General features: G+C 48.7%; 20 protein-coding genes and 1 pseudogene. 9 read left to right on the top strand and 12 right to left on the bottom strand.

Annotation, left to right across the window (positions count from 1 at the left end; translation table 11 throughout):
* The first annotated feature begins 76 nt into the window (after positions 1-76).
* From BV910_RS12560 to BV910_RS12580, 5 genes are all read left to right on the top strand, one after another.
* Positions 77-1,420: a GntT/GntP/DsdX family permease gene (locus BV910_RS12560; RefSeq protein WP_078147600.1), complete on the top strand. Its 1,344-nt coding sequence runs from the start codon at positions 77-79 to the stop codon at positions 1,418-1,420.
* Positions 1,421-1,436: 16 nt separating this feature from the next.
* A complete protein-coding gene (gntK, locus tag BV910_RS12565) occupies positions 1,437-2,936 on the top strand; it encodes a gluconokinase (RefSeq protein ID WP_078147601.1) in 1,500 nt (499 codons plus the stop codon).
* 119 nt (positions 2,937-3,055) lie between these two features.
* Positions 3,056-3,337 carry a hypothetical protein gene (locus BV910_RS12570; protein ID WP_078147602.1) on the top strand — a complete coding sequence of 94 codons (282 nt, stop codon included), beginning with the start codon at positions 3,056-3,058 and terminating at the stop codon, positions 3,335-3,337.
* Entirely contained in the window at positions 3,334-3,822 is a 489-nt protein-coding gene (locus tag BV910_RS12575) for a GNAT family N-acetyltransferase (RefSeq protein ID WP_078147603.1), read from the top strand. Before BV910_RS12570 ends, BV910_RS12575 begins: the two co-directional genes overlap by 4 nt.
* Positions 3,823-3,875: 53 nt before the next feature.
* Positions 3,876-4,610, top strand: coding sequence for a polysaccharide deacetylase family protein (locus BV910_RS12580; RefSeq protein ID WP_078147604.1), 735 nt, complete (start codon positions 3,876-3,878; stop codon positions 4,608-4,610).
* An 85-nt stretch (positions 4,611-4,695) separates the two neighbouring features.
* Here the strand turns inward: BV910_RS12580 and BV910_RS12585 are convergent, their stop codons facing one another.
* Positions 4,696-5,214 (bottom strand): dihydrofolate reductase family protein, encoded by a 519-nt coding sequence (locus tag BV910_RS12585; protein ID WP_168169869.1) that lies wholly within the window; start codon positions 5,212-5,214, stop codon positions 4,696-4,698.
* 75 nt (positions 5,215-5,289) lie between these two features.
* Between BV910_RS12585 and BV910_RS12590 the strand changes: the two genes are divergently transcribed.
* Entirely contained in the window at positions 5,290-6,180 is an 891-nt protein-coding gene (locus BV910_RS12590; protein WP_078147606.1) for a helix-turn-helix transcriptional regulator, read from the top strand.
* A gap of 38 nt (positions 6,181-6,218) precedes the next feature.
* Here BV910_RS12590 and BV910_RS14995 read toward each other — a convergent pair whose 3' ends face one another.
* From BV910_RS14995 to BV910_RS12600, 3 genes and pseudogenes are all read right to left on the bottom strand, one after another.
* A complete protein-coding gene (locus BV910_RS14995) occupies positions 6,219-6,728 on the bottom strand; it encodes a glucose PTS transporter subunit EIIB (RefSeq protein WP_371328168.1) in 510 nt (169 codons plus the stop codon).
* Positions 6,729-6,755: 27 nt separating this feature from the next.
* A pseudogene (locus tag BV910_RS15000) lies at positions 6,756-7,727 on the bottom strand (PTS transporter subunit EIIC); the annotation flags it as partial.
* A gap of 116 nt (positions 7,728-7,843) precedes the next feature.
* Complete coding sequence (locus BV910_RS12600) at positions 7,844-9,196, bottom strand: 6-phospho-alpha-glucosidase (protein ID WP_078147607.1); 1,353 nt, start codon at positions 9,194-9,196, stop codon at positions 7,844-7,846.
* A 143-nt stretch (positions 9,197-9,339) separates the two neighbouring features.
* On the opposite strand from BV910_RS12600, the gene BV910_RS12605 reads away from it, so the two are divergent.
* A complete protein-coding gene (locus tag BV910_RS12605; protein ID WP_078147608.1) occupies positions 9,340-10,077 on the top strand; it encodes a GntR family transcriptional regulator in 738 nt (245 codons plus the stop codon).
* A gap of 61 nt (positions 10,078-10,138) precedes the next feature.
* On the opposite strand, the gene BV910_RS15075 is transcribed toward BV910_RS12605, so the two are convergent.
* On the bottom strand, positions 10,139-10,372 hold the full coding sequence (locus tag BV910_RS15075) for a type II toxin-antitoxin system Phd/YefM family antitoxin (protein ID WP_078147609.1): 234 nt from the start codon (positions 10,370-10,372) through the stop codon (positions 10,139-10,141).
* A 99-nt stretch (positions 10,373-10,471) separates the two neighbouring features.
* Between BV910_RS15075 and BV910_RS12615 the strand changes: the two genes are divergently transcribed.
* Positions 10,472-11,416 carry a M23 family metallopeptidase gene (locus BV910_RS12615; RefSeq protein WP_168169871.1) on the top strand — a complete coding sequence of 315 codons (945 nt, stop codon included), beginning with the start codon at positions 10,472-10,474 and terminating at the stop codon, positions 11,414-11,416.
* A 33-nt stretch (positions 11,417-11,449) separates the two neighbouring features.
* On the opposite strand, the gene BV910_RS12620 is transcribed toward BV910_RS12615, so the two are convergent.
* The 6 genes from BV910_RS12620 to BV910_RS12645 form a co-directional block, all read right to left on the bottom strand.
* The gene (locus BV910_RS12620) at positions 11,450-11,848 is read right to left on the bottom strand and encodes a cytidine deaminase (RefSeq protein WP_078147611.1); all 399 of its coding nucleotides are present in this window, start codon (positions 11,846-11,848) and stop codon (positions 11,450-11,452) included.
* A 177-nt stretch (positions 11,849-12,025) separates the two neighbouring features.
* The gene (locus BV910_RS12625; RefSeq protein WP_078147612.1) at positions 12,026-12,862 is read right to left on the bottom strand and encodes an ABC transporter ATP-binding protein; all 837 of its coding nucleotides are present in this window, start codon (positions 12,860-12,862) and stop codon (positions 12,026-12,028) included.
* Positions 12,863-13,894, bottom strand: a complete 1,032-nt coding sequence (locus BV910_RS12630; protein ID WP_078147613.1) for a FecCD family ABC transporter permease — start codon at positions 13,892-13,894, stop codon at positions 12,863-12,865.
* Positions 13,891-14,892 (bottom strand): FecCD family ABC transporter permease, encoded by a 1,002-nt coding sequence (locus BV910_RS12635; RefSeq protein WP_168169872.1) that lies wholly within the window; start codon positions 14,890-14,892, stop codon positions 13,891-13,893. The genes BV910_RS12630 and BV910_RS12635 overlap by 4 nt, the downstream gene beginning before the upstream one ends.
* 20 nt (positions 14,893-14,912) lie before the next feature.
* The gene (locus BV910_RS12640) at positions 14,913-15,944 is read right to left on the bottom strand and encodes an iron-siderophore ABC transporter substrate-binding protein (protein WP_168169901.1); all 1,032 of its coding nucleotides are present in this window, start codon (positions 15,942-15,944) and stop codon (positions 14,913-14,915) included.
* Between the two features lie 155 nt (positions 15,945-16,099).
* Positions 16,100-16,693, bottom strand: a complete 594-nt coding sequence (locus tag BV910_RS12645) for an FMN-binding negative transcriptional regulator (protein WP_078147615.1) — start codon at positions 16,691-16,693, stop codon at positions 16,100-16,102.
* Between the two features lie 70 nt (positions 16,694-16,763).
* On the opposite strand from BV910_RS12645, the gene BV910_RS12650 reads away from it, so the two are divergent.
* Positions 16,764-17,429 carry a haloacid dehalogenase type II gene (locus BV910_RS12650; protein WP_078147616.1) on the top strand — a complete coding sequence of 222 codons (666 nt, stop codon included), beginning with the start codon at positions 16,764-16,766 and terminating at the stop codon, positions 17,427-17,429.
* On the opposite strand, the gene BV910_RS12655 is transcribed toward BV910_RS12650, so the two are convergent.
* Positions 17,426-17,938, bottom strand: a complete 513-nt coding sequence (locus BV910_RS12655) for a GNAT family N-acetyltransferase (protein ID WP_078147617.1) — start codon at positions 17,936-17,938, stop codon at positions 17,426-17,428. The two genes, BV910_RS12650 and BV910_RS12655, sit on opposite strands and share 4 nt — an antisense overlap.
* Between the last annotated feature and the right edge of the window lie 6 nt (positions 17,939-17,944).

Below are 17,944 nucleotides of genomic sequence, written 5' to 3' on the forward strand. Positions count from 1 at the left end.
GGTCACGGGGACATGGCCTTTTCCTTTGCTAGAAACTGTAAACGGTTACACATTCGGGATTTAGGGGGAATACTCAATGTCTGGCTCAACACTTATTTTGATCGCCTTAGCCGGGATCTTCTTACTCTTATTTTTAGTCATTCGCACAAAGCTTCACGCATTCGTTTCGTTGTTACTTGTCAGTTTAATCGTCGGGGTCGCAGCCGGCATGCCACTCGGTGATGTCATTGCCTCCATCCAAAACGGGATGGGCGGAACGCTCGGCTTCGTCGCCGTCGTCGTTGGTCTTGGCGCGATGTTCGGAAAGATGCTTGAAGTCTCTGGTGGCGCAGAACGCCTCGCCCAGACACTCGTCAGCAAGTTTGGGGAAGACAAGGCACAATGGGCGCTCGGGATTACCGGATTCATCGTCGCCGTCCCGGTCTTCTTCGATGTCGGTTTTATCATTCTCGTTCCAATCGTATACGGTCTCGCCAAAAAGACGGGACGTTCGCTTCTTTACTACGGGATTCCGCTCCTTGCGGGTCTCGCGGTCACACACAGCTTTATCCCACCGACACCTGGCCCAATCGCTGTTGCGAACTTGATCGGTGCCGACCTCGGTTGGGTCATCTTGTTCGGTGTCCTCGCTGGGATTCCGGCCATGATTTTAGCCGGTCCGGTTTTTGGGAAGTATATTGCTAAGAAAATTCATGTGACGATTCCGGATTACATGGAATTCAAAGAAATCGATACATCGAAAGAACTACCAAGCTTCAAAATGATCTTGTCGCTCATCTTGATCCCGCTCGTGTTGATCTTGGCGAACACGCTCTCGGCGGTTCTCTTGAACGAAGGCAACGCCGTCCGTGATTTCTTGACGTTCCTCGGACATCCATTCGTCGCCTTGACGATTGCGACGCTTCTCACGTTCGTTTTCCTCGGGACACGTCGTGGCTATTCACGTGACGAAGTACAAGAGATTGCAACGAAAGCACTCGAACCAGCCGGAATCATCATCCTTGTCACAGGGGCCGGTGGAGTGTTCAAGCAAGTCCTCATCGACTCAGGTGTCGGTGACGTCCTCGGTGAAATGATGGCCGGTTCACCACTTCCGGCAATCGTCCTCGCCTTCTTGATCGCGACGGTCGTCCGTGTCGCCCAAGGGTCGGCAACCGTCTCGATGGTTACGGCAGCAGGACTCATCACGCCATTACTTGAAATCCAAAACATCACGGGCGCGGCACTCGGTTTGATCGTCATCGCCATCGCTTCAGGGGCGACTGTCCTCTCGCACGTCAACGACTCGGGCTTCTGGCTCGTCAACCGGTACTTCGGTCTCGACGTGAAAGACACGCTCAAGTCATGGACGATCATGGAAACGATTATCGGACTCACCGGCTTCGCCGTCGTGTTCTTGATTAGCCTATTCATCATCTAAGTTAGGAAGTGATTGTGTGTTTACGATTGGGGTCGATATCGGGACGACGAGTACGAAAGCCGTCCTGTTCAACGGTCATCAACAACTGGCGGTACATAACGTGTTGTATCCGCTTCTCACGCCTGATACGGAGACGGCCGAGCAAGACCCGGTCGTCATCTACGGGGCCGTGCTTGAAGCCGTCTCGGCGGTCCGTGCCAAAGCGGACGGTCCGATTCGCTTCGCATCGTTCAGCTCGGCGATGCATAGTTTGATTGCGCTCGATGCGGCAGGACGTCCGCTCACGAACAGCATCACGTGGGCCGACAGTCGGGCGAATCCGTATACGCAAGAAATCAAACGCAACTTTGATGCGAGCGCCCTCCATATGCGTACCGGCACCCCGGTTCATCCGATGGCACCGCTGTCCAAATTGCGCTGGTTGAAAGCGGAGTACCCTGACGTCTTTACCCGGACGGACAAGTTCGTCTCCATCAAAGAATATGTCTTCTATCGGTTGACGGGACGCTTCGTCGTCGACCATTCCATCGCTTCAGCGACAGGACTGTTCAATCTGAAACAACGAGATTGGGACACGGAATCACTTGAAGTCGCTGGTGTGACTTCAGATCGCTTGTCTGAACTCGTCCCGACAACCGAAATCTTGCAGGTGACGCCTGAGGTGACCGAGACGCTTGGCTGGGACTTCCCACTCGTCATCGGGGCAAGCGACGGCGTGCTCTCGAACCTCGGGGTCGGTGCCTTCGAACAAGGGGTCGTCGCCGTAACCATCGGGACGAGCGGCGCCATCCGGACGGTCGTCTCGGAACCGGTCGAAGATCCAAAAGGTCGCATCTTCTGTTATGCACTGACGGACAAGCATTGGGTGATCGGTGGACCGGTCAATAACGGCGGCATCATCCTCCGCTGGCTTCGTGACGAGTTCGCTGCAAGTGAGGTCGAGACGGCGAAACGACTCGGGATCGACGCGTACGATGTGTTGACACGAATCGCCGAGACGGTCAAACCGGGTGCCGACGGACTGTTGTTCCATCCGTATTTGATGGGTGAACGGGCTCCGCTCTGGGATTCAAACGCCCGCGGTTCATTCTTCGGGCTCAGCATTCACCATAAGCGCGAACATTTCATCCGTGCCGTATTGGAAGGAGTCATCTTTAACCTCTATACGGTCATGCTCGCACTCGATGAGTTGACGGGCGCCCCGAACCGCATCCATGCGACGGGGGGCTTTGCCCAGTCGAGCCTCTGGCGTCAGATGATGGCAGACATCTTTGATACACCGGTCGTCGTGCCGGAGAGTCATGAGAGTTCATGTCTCGGGGCTGTCATGCTCGGGGAATACGCTTTCGGGGACATCGAGGAGTTCCAAGAGGTACCACAAGTGACCCATGAGCATACTCCGGACATGGAAGCGACGAATGTGTATCGCGAACTCTTGCCGATCTACATCCGCCTGTCACGTCACCTATCTGAGGAATATGAAGCGATTTCTGCGTTTCAGCGGAAGCACGTATAATGACAAACCGAGTCCCTGAAGGGCTCGGTCTTTTTGATTTATGACAGGATTTTTCGTGATATACATGGAAAGTAAGGACGAAGTCAAACAATCATCGTATCGAAGAAGGGATTGATTAAATGGCGATCGCAATCGGATATCTCATCGCAGGTTTAGGTGCATTCGTGGCGTATTGGTTCAGTACAGGCGAAGCACGAAACACAAAATTGAAAATATGGGGAATCGCTCTTATGATTCCTATCTCCCCTGCCTTAGCGTTTTCGATCGGACTCTCGTACGCCATCAGTGTACAGAACGGATGGGCCGCACTCATCATGTGGTTTATTTTCCCTGTGATTTTCTTAAGTGGTCTGGCGTTGTTATTGGTCGGTCTATTCAAAAAAGATAAGAAGATGGTATGAGTGATATGACGATTATGCTCACGACAACACGCTGCCTCATCCGCCCATTCGAACGCCAAGACATCGAATCATTCATGATTTACCGAAATGACTTGGATTGGATGAAAGATCAGTCATTCAAAGGACTCAGCTTTGCAGAATATGAGAACGCCCTACTCGGCGAATCCTCGCTTCAACACGGCACACAACTCGCCATCATCGACCAAATGACCGAAGAATTGATTGGGGATGTGTATATCCAGCAAGAAGATTCGACCTATTGGATTGGTTACACGATTACACCCACCCGCGCTCGTCAAGGCTATGCATTTGAAGTGATGTCGGGATTGATTCGTCACTTGGCCGACCAAGGAGCAGAAGCGTTCAAAGCCGGTGTGCATGGGACGAACACGGCATCGATCGCGCTATTGAAGAAATTGAATTTCACCTTTTTCGAGACAGAACTTGACGAACAGATTTATCGTCTCGATGTCTCCAACATATGATAAAGTATGTATCACATGTCGCTTGGTTTTGATTTGAGGGAGTTTTGAATGGAATGATGAAACGCGTTCTTTTGCTCATGTCGATCTTTCTACTGATTGGGTCTTTGTCACAGGCTGCGATTCCGGAGCCGATGGCCTATAACGACCCGAGTCTCATCTATTTGACGCTCGATGATGGACCGAACTGGAAAACGGGAAAGCTACTCGATGTCTTGAAGAAACATCAAGTGAAGGCAACCTTCTTCATCCTCGGAAAGAACATCGAAGGAAATGAGCATCTGCTTCACCGCATCATTGCGGAAGGTCATTTGATTGCCTTACACGGGATGCGACACGACCGGGATGAATTTTATGAAACACCGTTGACGGCCGTGCGTCAGATGCAGGAAGTACAAGCACTTATCTATGAAGTGACCGGCATTCATACGAACATGGCCCGCACCATTTATGGGAGCGACGCCGGCATGTCACCCGCACACTGGCAGGCGATGACCGATGCCGGTTTTGAGATTTGGGACTGGAACGTCGGTAGTCTCGACCATGTGTATAAGAAAGACAATGCCCGTGTCGAGCAACGTGTATTCGACCGACTCGAAGCGAATCGCGCCGCCAATATTGCTTCGATTATTTTAGCGCACGATCACTCGATGACGCCGAAAGCACTCGATACAATCATTCGTTATGCGAAAGAACGAGATTATGAATTCCGTACGTTAGAGAGTGTCCAACCGGTTCACAACTTTTCTGATGTATGGGAACCGCATTTAAGCGAACGAGCGACCCCATGACTGCAGATCATCTTAATGGTCTGCAGTTTTTATACAATGAGATGAATTATAAAAAATCGAGCCCTTATGTGGACTCGATGCTCACTTATCGTTCATATGTCACCATCACAAATTGACCGGAGGCATGGTGACTCGTCAGTCGAAGTTTCGTCTCTTTCGTGCCTTCTGGGAAGAGAGGAATCCCTTCTCCTAACACGACCGGCGCAATCGCAATCTCATAGCGGTCAATCAAGTCATGCTCCATCGCGGCTTTGATGACTTCCCCACCACCGATAAGCCAAATATCTTGATCAACTTCTTGCTTCAACCGATTGACGAGTTCTTTTATCGGTTCGTCCGTGAATGTGACATGTTCGGCCTCACGGTCAGCCTGACGTGTCAAAATGTAGTTCGGGATGTCTTTGTATGGATACATTCCCTCTTCTAACTTCAACACTTCCTCGTACGTCTTCCGTCCCATGATGACAGCACCAACGGTCTTGAAAAAATCAGCATAGCCGTTGTCCCCGTCCCCCTCTACCGCGAACAACCAATCGAGTTGGTCGTTCGACCGGGCAATCTTTCCGTCTAAACTCATCGCAATATACAACACTGTATTCGGCATCATGTATTCCTCCTTGATTCGTGATATATTCAGCTTAATCAATAAACACGACAAAAGATGACGGGAATGATTTAAATGAAAAAAAGACATTTACAACTGATTCGGTTACTCAATCGCGGACGACGTTTCACGGCGGAAGAACTGGCCCAAGAGACAGGCGCCTCCATTCGGACGATTCAACGGGATATGCTCTCGCTCGAAGAATTCGGTTATCCGATTTGGAGTGTTCCTGGAACTGGGGGCGGCTATGAAATGTTGCCGAACCGCTTATTGCCACCGCTCCACCTACGCGAACAAGAAGCCGTCGCCCTTTATCTCACACTCAAATGGATGGAACACATTCCTGATGTGCCGTTCGGGGACATACGAAGTACGTTGTCTGATTGGTACGTGAACGAGTTACCACATGACGTAGAGACGAAAATTCGGCGATTGGAGCGAAACATTCTCTGGCTCGGAAACAAACAAATTCCAAAAGCGCCGTTCACAAAAGACATTTACCAGGCAATTGAACACAAAAACAAGATAGAGATGACGTATCGATCGACGAACGGATCACGTACGTTCCCCATCGCACCGGTCGGTATGGCACTCCTTGACTTAAAGTGGTATGTCTTCGGGCTCTCCGAACTCGGATTCCGTCAATATCGGATTGATCGCATCGAAGCGGTCCAAGTGCTCGAGGAATCGTTCGAGTCCGAGGATTTGGTGACCTTGCTTCAGAGAAGTGATGAACGGGGCGGTGTGACCGTTCAACTCGAGCTGACGTCACTCGGTCGTCGTTTACTTGAAGATGTATTACCCGATATCGAAGAGAAGAATGAATGGGACGTACCTAAAGAAGAGCTGCCGTTTTTGTCGAGACAGCTGTTGAAGGCCGGAGCCGAAGTGAAGGTCAAGGCACCGCATGCGTTGCGGGAGATGATGAAGGAGCATGCGGAACGTCTTGTAACATTATACGTATGAAAACTGAAAAGGCTCAACCCATGCGGTTGAGCCCGATTTCAATTCGCTTCATCCATTTCCTTATGAATGCGTAGCAATTCGTTTTTGTATAAATCAGAGCGACCTCCAGAAATCGCTTGAATGTTATTTTTCACTTTGACGACTCCAGCTGCTCCGAGTGCTTTTAGTTCATCCTCATTGATTTGAGAAACGTCACTTACTTCAACACGAAGTCGTGTGAAGCATGCATCGATATCACGGATGTTCTCTCGTCCCCCAAGTGCCTCTTCAATCGCAAGTGCTGTCGTTTGAATCACTGATTGACCTGACTTTTTATCATTGTAGTCTTTACGCGTAAACAGTTTCGCTTCTTGTCCGCCACGCCCTGGTGTTGCCAAATTCCACTTCTTGATAGCGAAAGTAAAGATACTATAGTAAACGATGAAGAAACCAATGCCGACGACGACATTCATCCACCAGCGTGGTGTTCCTGGTAAGACGTTCACTAAAATATAGTCAATCAACCCTGATCCTCCAGCCCAACCGATATGTGTGTCGAGCGCATACATGAGCGCAAAGGAAATCCCCGTCAACACACTATGGATGACATAAAGGATAGGTGCCACGAATAAGAAAGTGAATTCAATCGGTTCTGTGATTCCTGTTAGAAAAGCTGTACCGGCTGCTGCAATCAATAAGCCTCGAACGACAGGACGTTTGTCTGGGTCAGCCTGACGATACATCGCAAGCGCCGCCCCGAGTAAACCGAACATAATGATTGGGAACTTACCAGACATGAAACGTCCCGCCGTCACTTCGACACCTTCCGCGATTTGAGCGAGGAAAATATACTGATCACCGTTCACGACCGCATCACCGACCGTTGCCGTTCCACCGAGAGATGTCCAGAGGAACGGGGCATACCAAATGTGGTGTAATCCTGTCGGAATCAATAATCGTTCCAACATTCCATATAACCCAACATATGCAGGATTGGTCGCATCACTCGCGATGACGTTTGCCATTGAAGTGAGTGTCGATTGGATTGGCGGCTAGATGAGCATCATGACAAATCCAAGTAAAATCGAGAAGAAGACCATTACAATTCCGACAGAACGATCACCTGCAAAGAATCCCAACACTTCTGGTGGATTGAACGTATGGAACTTTTTATACACCCATACTGCGAGCAATCCGACCGCAATCCCTCCGAGTACACCGGTTTCAAGGGAAGGAATACCGAGTAACATGCCATATTCTCCACTCTCGGCAGCCATTTCTGCCGTGATACCGAGAGAAATTGAGATTGTCGTATTCATAATGACATATCCGACGAGTGCTGCGAGTGCGGCAATCCCTGATCTCCCTGACAAACCAACTGCGACCCCGATTGCAAAAATGATTGGTAAGTTCGCAAAAATACTAAGACCAATTTGTAACATTCCAGCACTGATCGCTTCTACTGTTCCATTCTGTAAAAACGTCCAGCTTTCGGCTAATGGTCCCGTGAGTGCCGCACCTAGTCCTAGCAAAATTCCGGCAGCCGGTAATAAAGCGACCGGTACCATGAGCGCCTTTCCAAACTTTTGAAAAACTCCAAACTATTGACTCATTCGATTCACTCCTCATCTTGTAAGCGTTATCAATCTGAACAATGAGAAAGGGGATTGCCTCCCCTCTCTAGTTACCGTATTGCTACTGTCTCGCCCGATTTTAATTCCGGCCAGTACGTTCTGTTTTCCTCAATCAAATCATCTAAGATTCGACGAGCTATTGGTGCATCGATGACTGTACGATTTAGTGTCAACGCCTGAAGTGCCTTCTCATAACTGTTTTCGAAGTATGCGTCGACGACAAGTTGCTCGTAAGCAAGCTGTCCTTCAATCATTCCTTTGTAAAAACGAGGAATCTTTCCGACTGCGAATGGTTTCGGTCCACGATTGGTAAGCATCGCAGGCACTTCAACCATCGCATCGTCCGGCAGGTTCGAAATAATCCCTTCATTTTTCACCATGACGATGAAAATATCACCGTTATTATAGGCTAGCGAAGCAGCGACCCGAATCATATAGCAGCCGTGGATATCGACCTCAAGGTGAACATTTTCGAGCGAGTCATCTTGAATAATCTGATCGCACATCGAGAAGACACGTTCTTGACGTCCGTTGATTACTTGCCGTGCCCGTGTGTTCGTGACATCTTCTTTTTCTGCCATGTCAGATGGATATAAATAATATTGAAGGTACGTGTTCGGTAAGTACTCCGGGAAATCCGTCAGCATCTTCTCTACTTGTTTGAACGTCTTGATCCAAGATGGGTCATTCGCAATCTCCGAATCTTCCGGGATGAAACCGTCTTCTAAAATGGCGCGTTTGATATCTTCAGTCAATTCATTTCCTTCTTTATCGAAGATACCTGTGAACCAACCAAAGTGGTTGAGTCCGAAATATTCCGGAACGAGATCCCAAATCTCTTTACCGAGAATCTTCGCATAGCTCACCATGATTGCTGCCGGCATGTCGCAAATGTTTAATATTTTTTGATCGTCCGGGTATGCACGTTTGAGCGCCTCGGCGACAATTGCAGCCGGGTTTGTATAGTTTAAGATCCAGCCATTCGGTGAGCCGGTGCGAATGTCAGAGACGAGTTCAATCATATCTCCGATTGAGCGCATCCCGTATGACATTCCGCCCGGTCCACACGTCTCTTGTCCCACCACGCCATGTCGAAGCGGAATCTGCTCATCTTTTTCGCGCATTTCCAAACCACCTGTCCGAATTTGGACGAAGAAGAAATCTTTATCTTTAAAAGCATATTCTTTGTCCGTCGTATATTCGAACGACTCGAGTTCTGGATAATGCTCACGCAAGATGATTTCACTCGCTTTCGCGACACGTTCTTGACGTAATTCATCTGTATCGTAAAACGTGATAGAACGAAGTGGGAAGTGTTCTTTTTCCTTAATCAAACTCATGATCATGCCGATTGTGTACGTACTACCTCCACCGACGACTACGAGACGATGTGGTGTTTTCATGTGTGCGTTCCCCTTTCAATACATATCTAATTGATTACAATACAAATTTAATACATATTATTTAAACCGTCAACACCTTTTTGAAAACTTTTTATTTTTGTATACTATGAGTAATGAACGTATACAATCAGGAGGTTATCTACATGAAATCCAAATCTCCGCTATACCAGCGGATTGCTCAGGAGATGCGCACGTTTATCGAGACCGGTGATTGGGCGCCCGGTGAAGCAATTCCGACAGAAGCACAACTCGTCGAGAAATTTAAAGCGAGTCGAGTCACCGTTCGACAAGCCGTCAAACTACTTCAAGAAGAAGGTTTGCTTTGGAAGCGACAAGGGAGCGGTACGTATGTACAATCCGAAAAGATTGAACATAATATGTACGAATTAAAAAGCTTTACTGAAGACATGAAGCGAGAAGGAAAGGACATCACGAGTAAAGTACTTACTTTCACCGTTCAACCTCCGACTGAAAAAATAAGGGAAATACTCGAGCTCGATGAAGATGCTCTTGTCTACTACATTCGTCGTTTACGCTTTGCAAACGGAGAACCACTCATTGTCGAAGATACGTATCTTCCACTCCAACTATTTCCGGATTTAACGTATGAGGTAATGACACGGTCGAAGTACGATTACATTGAAAATGTCAAAAACCTGAAGATTGCAGACAGTGTTCAGGAATTTATCCCGGTCTTGCCGACGAAAGAAATTGCTGAAATGCTCGAGGTGAGCGATCGAACACCGATACTCAAAGTCGAACTCTATTCGTTTCTCATGGATGGCAGTCGCTTTGAGTTCACCGAAACGTATTTCAAGAGTGAAGAGTATCGCTTTATCATCCGCGCCGGCCGAAGACATGAAACAACAAACACCCAGTGAATTCAATAATTCACTGGGTGTTTGTTAATGCAAACTCATATGTTTCAACATTAGACTAATGCTATTCAAGCTGCTTTAGGGATTCAAATAGATGCTCAGCATTTTTTGGACTGCTCGTCAGGTAAATGGTTTCTAACAAGCTATTATATTCTCGTTCAGAAATGATAACAGCATTCTTCCCGCCTTCTTTGGAGATGAAAATCGTCTCGTCATTTTCACATACTTGATGAAGCAAGTGGTTCAACTTTTTTTCGCTTTCCGGTATGGAACCGTAGACATTCACATCACTCCTCATTTATGTCCATTATATTATGATTTTTTATGAATGACGAAACATCTATGTTTCTACATCCGTATAAAAGACCAATCAATCATCAACAAAGGCGGTATGCACATGCATCACCAGAACAAAAAGTTCATTCACTTATTCAAAGACGGTCAGTTCGATGACATTTATCATCAAATGACCGATTCTTGCAAATCTCATTGTTCCATGGCCATGTTTCATCACGAAGCGTCTTCGTTTCATCATGGAATTCGGCGCTATCGTCTGCTCAATGAGATGATGTTGAACGGGAATCGGTATGCATTGTGGTCGGATTTCCGAAAAGAAAAGTTATTGTCCGTTCAATTCAATCGCGTGAATCAGGTTGAATCCATTCAGATGACGGTCACATCCTCTTCAAAAGAGACCAATCCTTTCACGAAAAACAAATACCACCTTCCATTCAAAGAGCAGTGGTTCGTCGTCTCAGAAGGGACAACCCTCGGAATGTATCATCATGATCCAACTCGAAAAAAGCGTGATGGCTATGACTTTTTGAAAACACAAGAGCAACAACCTTACAATCGTAGAAAAATCGGGATGGATGGCTCGTATGCGTTTGGAGAACGAGTGATTGCTCCATTACACGGGACGATTCATCAAGTCGTGGATGGGTTGTCAGACGAACTAGATGCTGATCATCCATTCGGTAATCACGTCATCATTCAACATGCGAACGATGAATATTGCCTTCTCGCCCATCTTGAGAATGGTTCCATTGCCGTGAATGTGGGAGATACGGTCAAAACCAAACAGTTGATTGGGCGCTGTGGGCGTTCCGGAATTACACCTGAGCCACGCTTGCATATGCGTGTCATGAATCACCCGGATGTGGACAGCGCGACCGCCCTCCCGATTCAATGGAAAGGTCGATTACGACCTGTGCGTGGAAAAGTAGTCACTTCCCGCGAGGAAGAAGGATGGTCGTATGGGATTGCAGCCCTCGATTTTTCAGAACTGCTCCTTTATGTTGTACAGGCCATTCCGCGATTATTTTTTCGCTTTTTTGGATAAGAAAACCCCTCAGGAATCTGAGGGGGTTCAACATCACATATCCAAATCAGTGAACGCGAGCGGGACGAGCTCTCCAAGCGTCACTTCTTTCACATCGGTGTTGCCGTTTGTGAGGAGTATTTTGAAGTCAGGATCGCCGAACTCGACCATGACTTGGCGGCAGATGCTACATGGTGGCAAGAAGTCTTCCGTGTCCCCAGACACGGCAACCGCTTCGAAGTCACCTTTTTTGTATCCTTGAGCGACCGCTGTGAAGATGGCCGTACGCTCCGCACAGTTCGTTGCTCCGAACGAGACGTTCTCGACGTTGACGCCGTCGATGACCGTACCGTCTTTCATGAGAAGTGCCGCACCGACGCGGAACTTCGAATATGGTGAATACGCATTGTCTTTCAATTGGCGTGCGCGCTCGACTAATTGTTGTTGGTTCATCTTAAGTCATTCCTCTCGAATATCGAATGAACTGATGCCAGTCCCCGTGCCTCTCATTTTGGGCAGGATTTATAGCATACACCCGCCTCAAAGAGAAGTCAATGACTTTTTACAAACGCTTTCATGAATAAACAAAAAAGAAGGAGCGCTCACCCCTTCTTGACTGTCTATACGCAGTTATACCAATTCAAGCTGTGCGACAGGCGCTTCTTCCGTTTCCGTCTGCACGTGATGGCGACCAATCGGAATAACGGAAGGTGAACCGGATACCGGGTCACACATGACCGAACAGCGGAGGTTAAAGACACGATGGATCAAATCACACGTGATGACGTTCGATGGCTTCCCTTCGGCAATCAACTTCCCTTTGTCGAGCGCGAAGATGTAGTCCGCATAACGTGCCGATAAGTTGATATCGTGCAACACCATGACAATTGTCGTCCCGTACTTTCGATTCAAGTCCGTCAACAAATCGAGAATCTCGACCTGATACGTGATATCAAGATACGTCGTCGGCTCGTCTAAAAAGAGCACGTCCGTCTGTTGAGCCAGTGCCATCGCAATCCAGACGCGTTGGCGCTGCCCGCCTGACAACTCGTCGATGGGACGATCCGCGAACTCCGTGATGTTCATCATCTCCATCGCCTCGGCGACAGCTTCGTAATCGGCTTTCGTCCAGCCCTTTAAGAATGATTGATGAGGGTAACGACCACGACCGACAAGATCGGCGACCGTAATCCCTTCCGGTACGACCGGGGACTGTGGCAACATCCCGAGGACACGCGCTAGCTTTTTCGGTGCCATTTTCGAAATCGGCTTATCGTAAAGCGTCACTTGACCGGCACTCGGTTTGATAAGGCGTGCCATCGTCTTCAGTAGCGTCGACTTCCCGCAACCGTTCGCACCGATGATGATGCTAATCTGATTGCTCGGAATTTCAAGGCTGATATCGTTCAAAATCATCTTGTCCTCGTATCCCGAGGTGAGATGTTCCACTTTCATAATGGATGCCATTTAGAAGTCCCCTTTCTGGTTCATCCGAATCAACAAGTATAAGAGATAAGGCGCGCCGATGATGCCGGTGATGACACCGACCGGATAGCGTGCCGTGAAGGCGAATTGTCCGACAAGGTCGGCCGCTAGTACTAAAATGATTCCGACAAGCGCTGCCGGCAAGATTCCCGCGTGGCTCGTTCCGACGAGCCGTTTGGCAATCGGCCCTGCCAAGAAGGCAATAAACGCAATCGGTCCCGTTGTCGCTGTTGCAAGGGCGAGCATGAATACTGCTGCCACAATGAGCAGAAGTCTGTTCTGGTTCGTGTTGATTCCAAGCCCTGTCGCCGCCATTTCTCCGAGCTCGAGCATTTCAAGCTGACGAGTGAGTAACAGTACAATCGGTAAACAGATAAGTACCGTGATGATTAAAGGTGGCAACTCTTCAAGTTTCGCCCCATTTAAACTTCCTGTCAACCACCGCATCGCCATCGCGACATCGTTTTGTCGGCTGATGAGCAGTAAATAGTTGATGACGGCTGTTAACATCGCTTGAATCCCAATTCCAACTAACACCAAACGACCGATGGAGAAAGCCGCCCCTTTTGATAGGAAATAGATGACCAGCACGGTGACGAGCCCTCCGATAATCGAAGCGATCGAGATTATCGCTTCACTCGATTGTAGGACGACGATACAGAAGACAGCCGCCGCACTGGACCCCGTTGTGATCCCGATGACATTTGGATTGGCAAGCGGATTTCGAAGCATCGTTTGGAAAATCGTTCCCGCAGCACCAAATGCTGCACCGGCAAAGACACCAGCGAGCATACGTGGTAGACGCAATACTTCAATGGCGAACGTCGCCCCTTTTACGTCTTCCCCGAGCAAGACGCGGATGACATCCTGAACCGGATAAATCGTATTGCCCAACATGAGCATCAACCCGCTCAATGCTACCGCTATGATGGTCAAAAGAATCGTCATCCCGACATAACGACGGCGTCGCTTCATGCGACCTTGTCTGATTTGTTCAATCGCTGGTTGCATCATAGTCCTCTTACTTTCACTTTCATTGTCAATAGAATCAAGATCGGTGCCCCGATGAACGCCGTCACAATCCCGACCTCAAGTTCACCTGGACTTCCGAGCAAACGTCCGATGACGTCCGAGAAAGTCAAGATGATGGCACCTGCTAAGGCAGACATCGGCATGAGGTAGCGTTGGTCAGGACCGAGCACGAGTCGAATCAAATGTGGGGCGAGAAGTCCGATAAACCCAATCGGTCCAGCGAGTGCAGTCGCCGCCCCACACAGAATCACGCCTGCGAACGAGGCGGTCAACTTCAATGTCCCCGTCCGAACACCAAGACTCTTCGCCATCTCCTCCCCGAGCGCAAGTGCGTTCAAGGAAGGTGCGGTCACGACCGCAATCACGAGACCGATTAGAAGAAACGGTAAAAAGGTATAAATCGAATCCAGATTTCCTGCACCGACACTCCCTACTTGCCAAAAACGGAATTGATCCATGACGTTCGAGCGTGGAATCATGAGCGCCATGACGAGCGACGATAGTGCTGCACTTGTCGCCGCTCCCGCTAAGACGAGTTTGAGCGGGGTCGCCCCTCCCCTTCCGAGTGAACCGATGCCGAAAACGAAAATGGCCGTCAATAGCGCCCCGACGAGCGCAAACCAGATGAACGCACTCGCCGTCGCGATGTTGAAGAATGCGATGCCAATGACGACGGCGAGCGCTGCTCCCGTGTTGACCCCAAGAATACTCGGGTCAGCGATTGGGTTACGCGTCACCGACTGCATGAGTGCACCCGCCACACCGAGTGCTGCGCCACACATAAAACTGAAAATTGTCCGGACGACCCGCTCCCGGACAATGTCTGCCTCATACGACTGAACAGCCGGACGGAATAAACCGTCCAGCAGTTCATTCCACCCGACTGTTCGAGAGCCGAAGGCAAGGGATGCCACGATGCATAGCACCGTCAGTACGAGCGTCCCAACTAACAGGAGCGGGAAGTACTTCGGGGTATGCATCTGTTTCACCTGATTTTGCATCATTTTACTTTCGCAAGTGCATCCGATACGCGTGAAACGTACTCATCAATCGTATATTCAATCGAGAGTGGCGTCGGTGTTCCAGCCGCTGCGAGTGGCGTGTTGTCTTCAATCAATACGACCGATCCGCGTTCGATGGCTGGTACTTTACTGTAGAGCGGGTCTGCTTGAAGCGCCTTCAACGTGTCTTCATTTCCGTATGTGACGAAGATGTCGACGTCGTTCAAAATGTCGGCGTTCTCTTTGCTGAGCTCGAGATAGAAGCTATTTGCTTTTTCAGCTTCGTCGACAATGTTTTGTGGGTACTCCATGCCGAGTTCTTCGATGAAGGCACCACGAGGATCACCTGTTGTATAGATATAGAATTTTGAAAGATCTTCTGCGCTCATCGAGACGAAAGCGGCTTTCTTTCCAGCAATCTCAGGAACGGCTGTCGCTTTGTCAGTAATCAACTGCTCCGTGTCTTTGATTAACTGTTCGCCTTCTTCACCAAGTCCCATTGCGAGTGAGTCATAACGAACCATGTCTTGCCATGAGGTGACCCAAGGTGTTTCTTGATATGCCACGACCGGTGCGATTTGGCTAAGCGTGTCATAGTCTTCTTGAGTGATGCCTGAGTAGGCGGCCAAGATGACATCGGGATTTGAATCTGCGATTGCTTCAAAGTCTAATCCGTCCGTATCTTGATAGATGTTCGGGTTCTCTTCGCCAAGCGCTGTCAACTTCTCTGCTGTCCATGGAAGCATCCCGCTATCATCTTGTACACCGTAGTTCGCAGCTGAGAATCCGACCGGTACGACATCGAGTGCAAGTGCGACGTCATGGTTTCCCCACGAAATCGTTGCGACACGCTCTGGTTTTTCTTCGATGACAGTCTCACCGAACGCATGCTCGATCGTGATGGGGTAACCTTCTGCTGATTCTTCCGTCCCTTCGTTCGTGGAAGCGTTCTCAGCTTCTTCCGAACCACAGCCGGCTAAGATGAGTGCAAACGCTGAAGCAAAAATAAACATATGTAACCACTTCTTCATTGTCTTGTTCACGTGTTTCTTCTCCTTTTTCAACTTCTCTATTTTCTCGATACTGATAATCATTATCAGTTATGAGTATAGACTTGCTATTCCTTCGTGTCAACTGCTATTCGATATAGAAAAATGAAAAAACCTGTCGTTTTAGGACAGGTTTATTAGGACTTTCGATGTTGTCGCATGACGTCCGCGATCGGTTCATCTTGTTTTTCAAGCTCCGATACGATCCGTTCATGGTCCACGTCGTTTCGGTTTTGGCTTAACTTGAACGTCGCCTGCATATCGGTGATGTCGATCCGAAACCCGACGACGCCGTTCATTTGTCGCTTCACCGGTTCGGATAATGCATCCCAACGCACCGCATGCTCGCGTTCCCCTTCATGCTCTTGGAGCAATCCTGAAAGTTCCTCCACTAATTCTTTCTCATTGAGAATCGTCGCACGTCCGTACACGTGTACGGCTTGATAGTTCCATGTCGAAACGTCCTCATGGCCGTACCAGGACGCCGACACGTAAGCGTTTGGTCCTTGAAAGATGACGAGAACGGTTTGATTTTCAATCGTTCGCCACTGCGGATTCGCTTTCGCAATATGCGTCGTCAGTTGACCATTCGCCTCATCGAATCGTAACGGGACATGTGTCGCAATCGGTTTGTCCCCATCATGTGTCACGATCGTACCGAACGGATGGGCATGGAGAAACGCGTAAATCTCAGCTCGCTCTGTGACGGAATATTGAGTTGGAATATACATGCCGGACCCCCTTTCTCCTATTATATTCTGAACAAGACGGGTATAACGACACAGAAGGAGGATTGTTTTTATGAAACAACCTATCAAAGCCATCGTCTTTGACGTATATGGCACATTATTCGACGTACATTCGGTGAAGGATGTCTGTGAACAAGAGTTCCCTGAAAAAGGAGCTGCCATCAGCCAAGTATGGCGGACGAAACAACTCGAGTATTTCTTTTGGCGCCACATGATGGGGCGTTATGAAGATTTCGATAAAGTGACCCGGGACGCACTCCGTTACGCGCTCGCCGTGCATGATGCAACATCGACGGAGGAAATCGAACAACGTCTGATTGCATCGTATGCGCACCTCACCCCGTATAAGGAAATCGAATCGGTCCTAAAAGAGATGAATGACGTGAAGACCGTCATTCTCTCAAACGGGACGGACGAGATGCTTAAGGCACTGCTTCACAACGCCGGTCTTAGCGATTACTTCGATGAGGTTGTCAGCGTCGACGGCATCAAACAACCGAAACCGACGCCTGCCGCCTATATGCACTGGTTCAAGACGTCTGGTCTTCGTCGTGACGAGGTGCTCTTTTTATCGTCGAACGGTTGGGACATCGCCGGGGCGAAAAACTTTGGCTTTCATGCGGCCTGGATCAATCGGAATGACTTACCATTTGAAGCATTTGATATAGAACCAGATGCCATCTATCCGAACTTAAACAACTTGTCAGAATGGCTTTAGTCCGTGAACGACTTCATGAAAATGAGGTCGTTTTGTGCATCTTCCCCCATGAAAAAGGTGTGCACCCCCGTCTGTTCGAACCCGTTTCGTCGATAGAATCGAATCGCTCTCTCATTACGTTCCCATACGCCGAGCCACATCTTTCGTTTGTGTAGTTCCTTCGTCAATTCGGTTGCTTGAGTGAATAATGCTTTCCCCACCCCTTGACCTTGAAACGCTTCGAATACGTAGATTCGTTCAATTTCAATCGCATCTTCGCCCATCGGTTCAGATTGAGCATCGCGTACATTCACTTTCAAATAGCCTGCCAACTCACCTTTTACATGTGCAAAATAAAAATAAGAATCGGGATGTGCCAACTCATGCTTCAACTGCTCAGTCGCGTACGCTTTTTCTAAGTAAGCGTTCAAATGTTCTTCTGTGTTGTGACGTGCGAACGTCTCCGTAAACGTCTGGATGCTAATGTGACGTAAGACTTCTAAGTCTGTCACCTTCGAGATTTCAATCATGTTCTC

The organism is Exiguobacterium sp. HVEsp1, from assembly GCF_002009685.1.
Classification (GTDB): domain Bacteria; phylum Bacillota; class Bacilli; order Exiguobacteriales; family Exiguobacteriaceae; genus Exiguobacterium; species Exiguobacterium profundum.

What these genes read in the sequence shown, in the direction of transcription:
- BV910_RS12600 (WP_078147607.1), bottom strand. Translation starts at nt 9,196, where the DNA reads ATGAAAACACCACATCGTCTCGTAGTCGTCGGTGGAGGTAGTACGTAC.
- BV910_RS12625 (WP_078147612.1), bottom strand. Translation starts at nt 12,862, where the DNA reads ATGGCATCCATTATGAAAGTGGAACATCTCACCTCGGGATACGAGGAC.
- BV910_RS12585 (WP_168169869.1), bottom strand. Translation starts at nt 5,214, where the DNA reads ATGCCGAATACAGTGTTGTATATTGCGATGAGTTTAGACGGAAAGATT.
- BV910_RS12645 (WP_078147615.1), bottom strand. Translation starts at nt 16,693, where the DNA reads ATGTATATTCCAACTCAATATTCCGTCACAGAGCGAGCTGAGATTTAC.
- BV910_RS12655 (WP_078147617.1), bottom strand. Translation starts at nt 17,938, where the DNA reads ATGATTGAAATCTCGAAGGTGACAGACTTAGAAGTCTTACGTCACATT.
- BV910_RS12575 (WP_078147603.1), top strand. Translation starts at nt 3,334, where the DNA reads ATGAGTGATATGACGATTATGCTCACGACAACACGCTGCCTCATCCGC.
- BV910_RS12630 (WP_078147613.1), bottom strand. Translation starts at nt 13,894, where the DNA reads ATGATGCAACCAGCGATTGAACAAATCAGACAAGGTCGCATGAAGCGA.
- BV910_RS15075 (WP_078147609.1), bottom strand. Translation starts at nt 10,372, where the DNA reads ATGAGGAGTGATGTGAATGTCTACGGTTCCATACCGGAAAGCGAAAAA.
- BV910_RS12650 (WP_078147616.1), top strand. Translation starts at nt 16,764, where the DNA reads ATGAAACAACCTATCAAAGCCATCGTCTTTGACGTATATGGCACATTA.
- BV910_RS14995 (WP_371328168.1), bottom strand. Translation starts at nt 6,728, where the DNA reads ATGTATGCGCTCGACACACATATCGGTTGGGCTGGAGGATCAGGGTTG.
- BV910_RS12590 (WP_078147606.1), top strand. Translation starts at nt 5,290, where the DNA reads ATGAAAAAAAGACATTTACAACTGATTCGGTTACTCAATCGCGGACGA.
- BV910_RS12560 (WP_078147600.1), top strand. Translation starts at nt 77, where the DNA reads ATGTCTGGCTCAACACTTATTTTGATCGCCTTAGCCGGGATCTTCTTA.
- BV910_RS12615 (WP_168169871.1), top strand. Translation starts at nt 10,472, where the DNA reads ATGCATCACCAGAACAAAAAGTTCATTCACTTATTCAAAGACGGTCAG.
- BV910_RS12635 (WP_168169872.1), bottom strand. Translation starts at nt 14,892, where the DNA reads ATGCATACCCCGAAGTACTTCCCGCTCCTGTTAGTTGGGACGCTCGTA.
- BV910_RS12580 (WP_078147604.1), top strand. Translation starts at nt 3,876, where the DNA reads ATGATGAAACGCGTTCTTTTGCTCATGTCGATCTTTCTACTGATTGGG.
- BV910_RS12640 (WP_168169901.1), bottom strand. Translation starts at nt 15,944, where the DNA reads ATGAAGAAGTGGTTACATATGTTTATTTTTGCTTCAGCGTTTGCACTC.
- BV910_RS12570 (WP_078147602.1), top strand. Translation starts at nt 3,056, where the DNA reads ATGGCGATCGCAATCGGATATCTCATCGCAGGTTTAGGTGCATTCGTG.
- BV910_RS12605 (WP_078147608.1), top strand. Translation starts at nt 9,340, where the DNA reads ATGAAATCCAAATCTCCGCTATACCAGCGGATTGCTCAGGAGATGCGC.
- BV910_RS12620 (WP_078147611.1), bottom strand. Translation starts at nt 11,848, where the DNA reads ATGAACCAACAACAATTAGTCGAGCGCGCACGCCAATTGAAAGACAAT.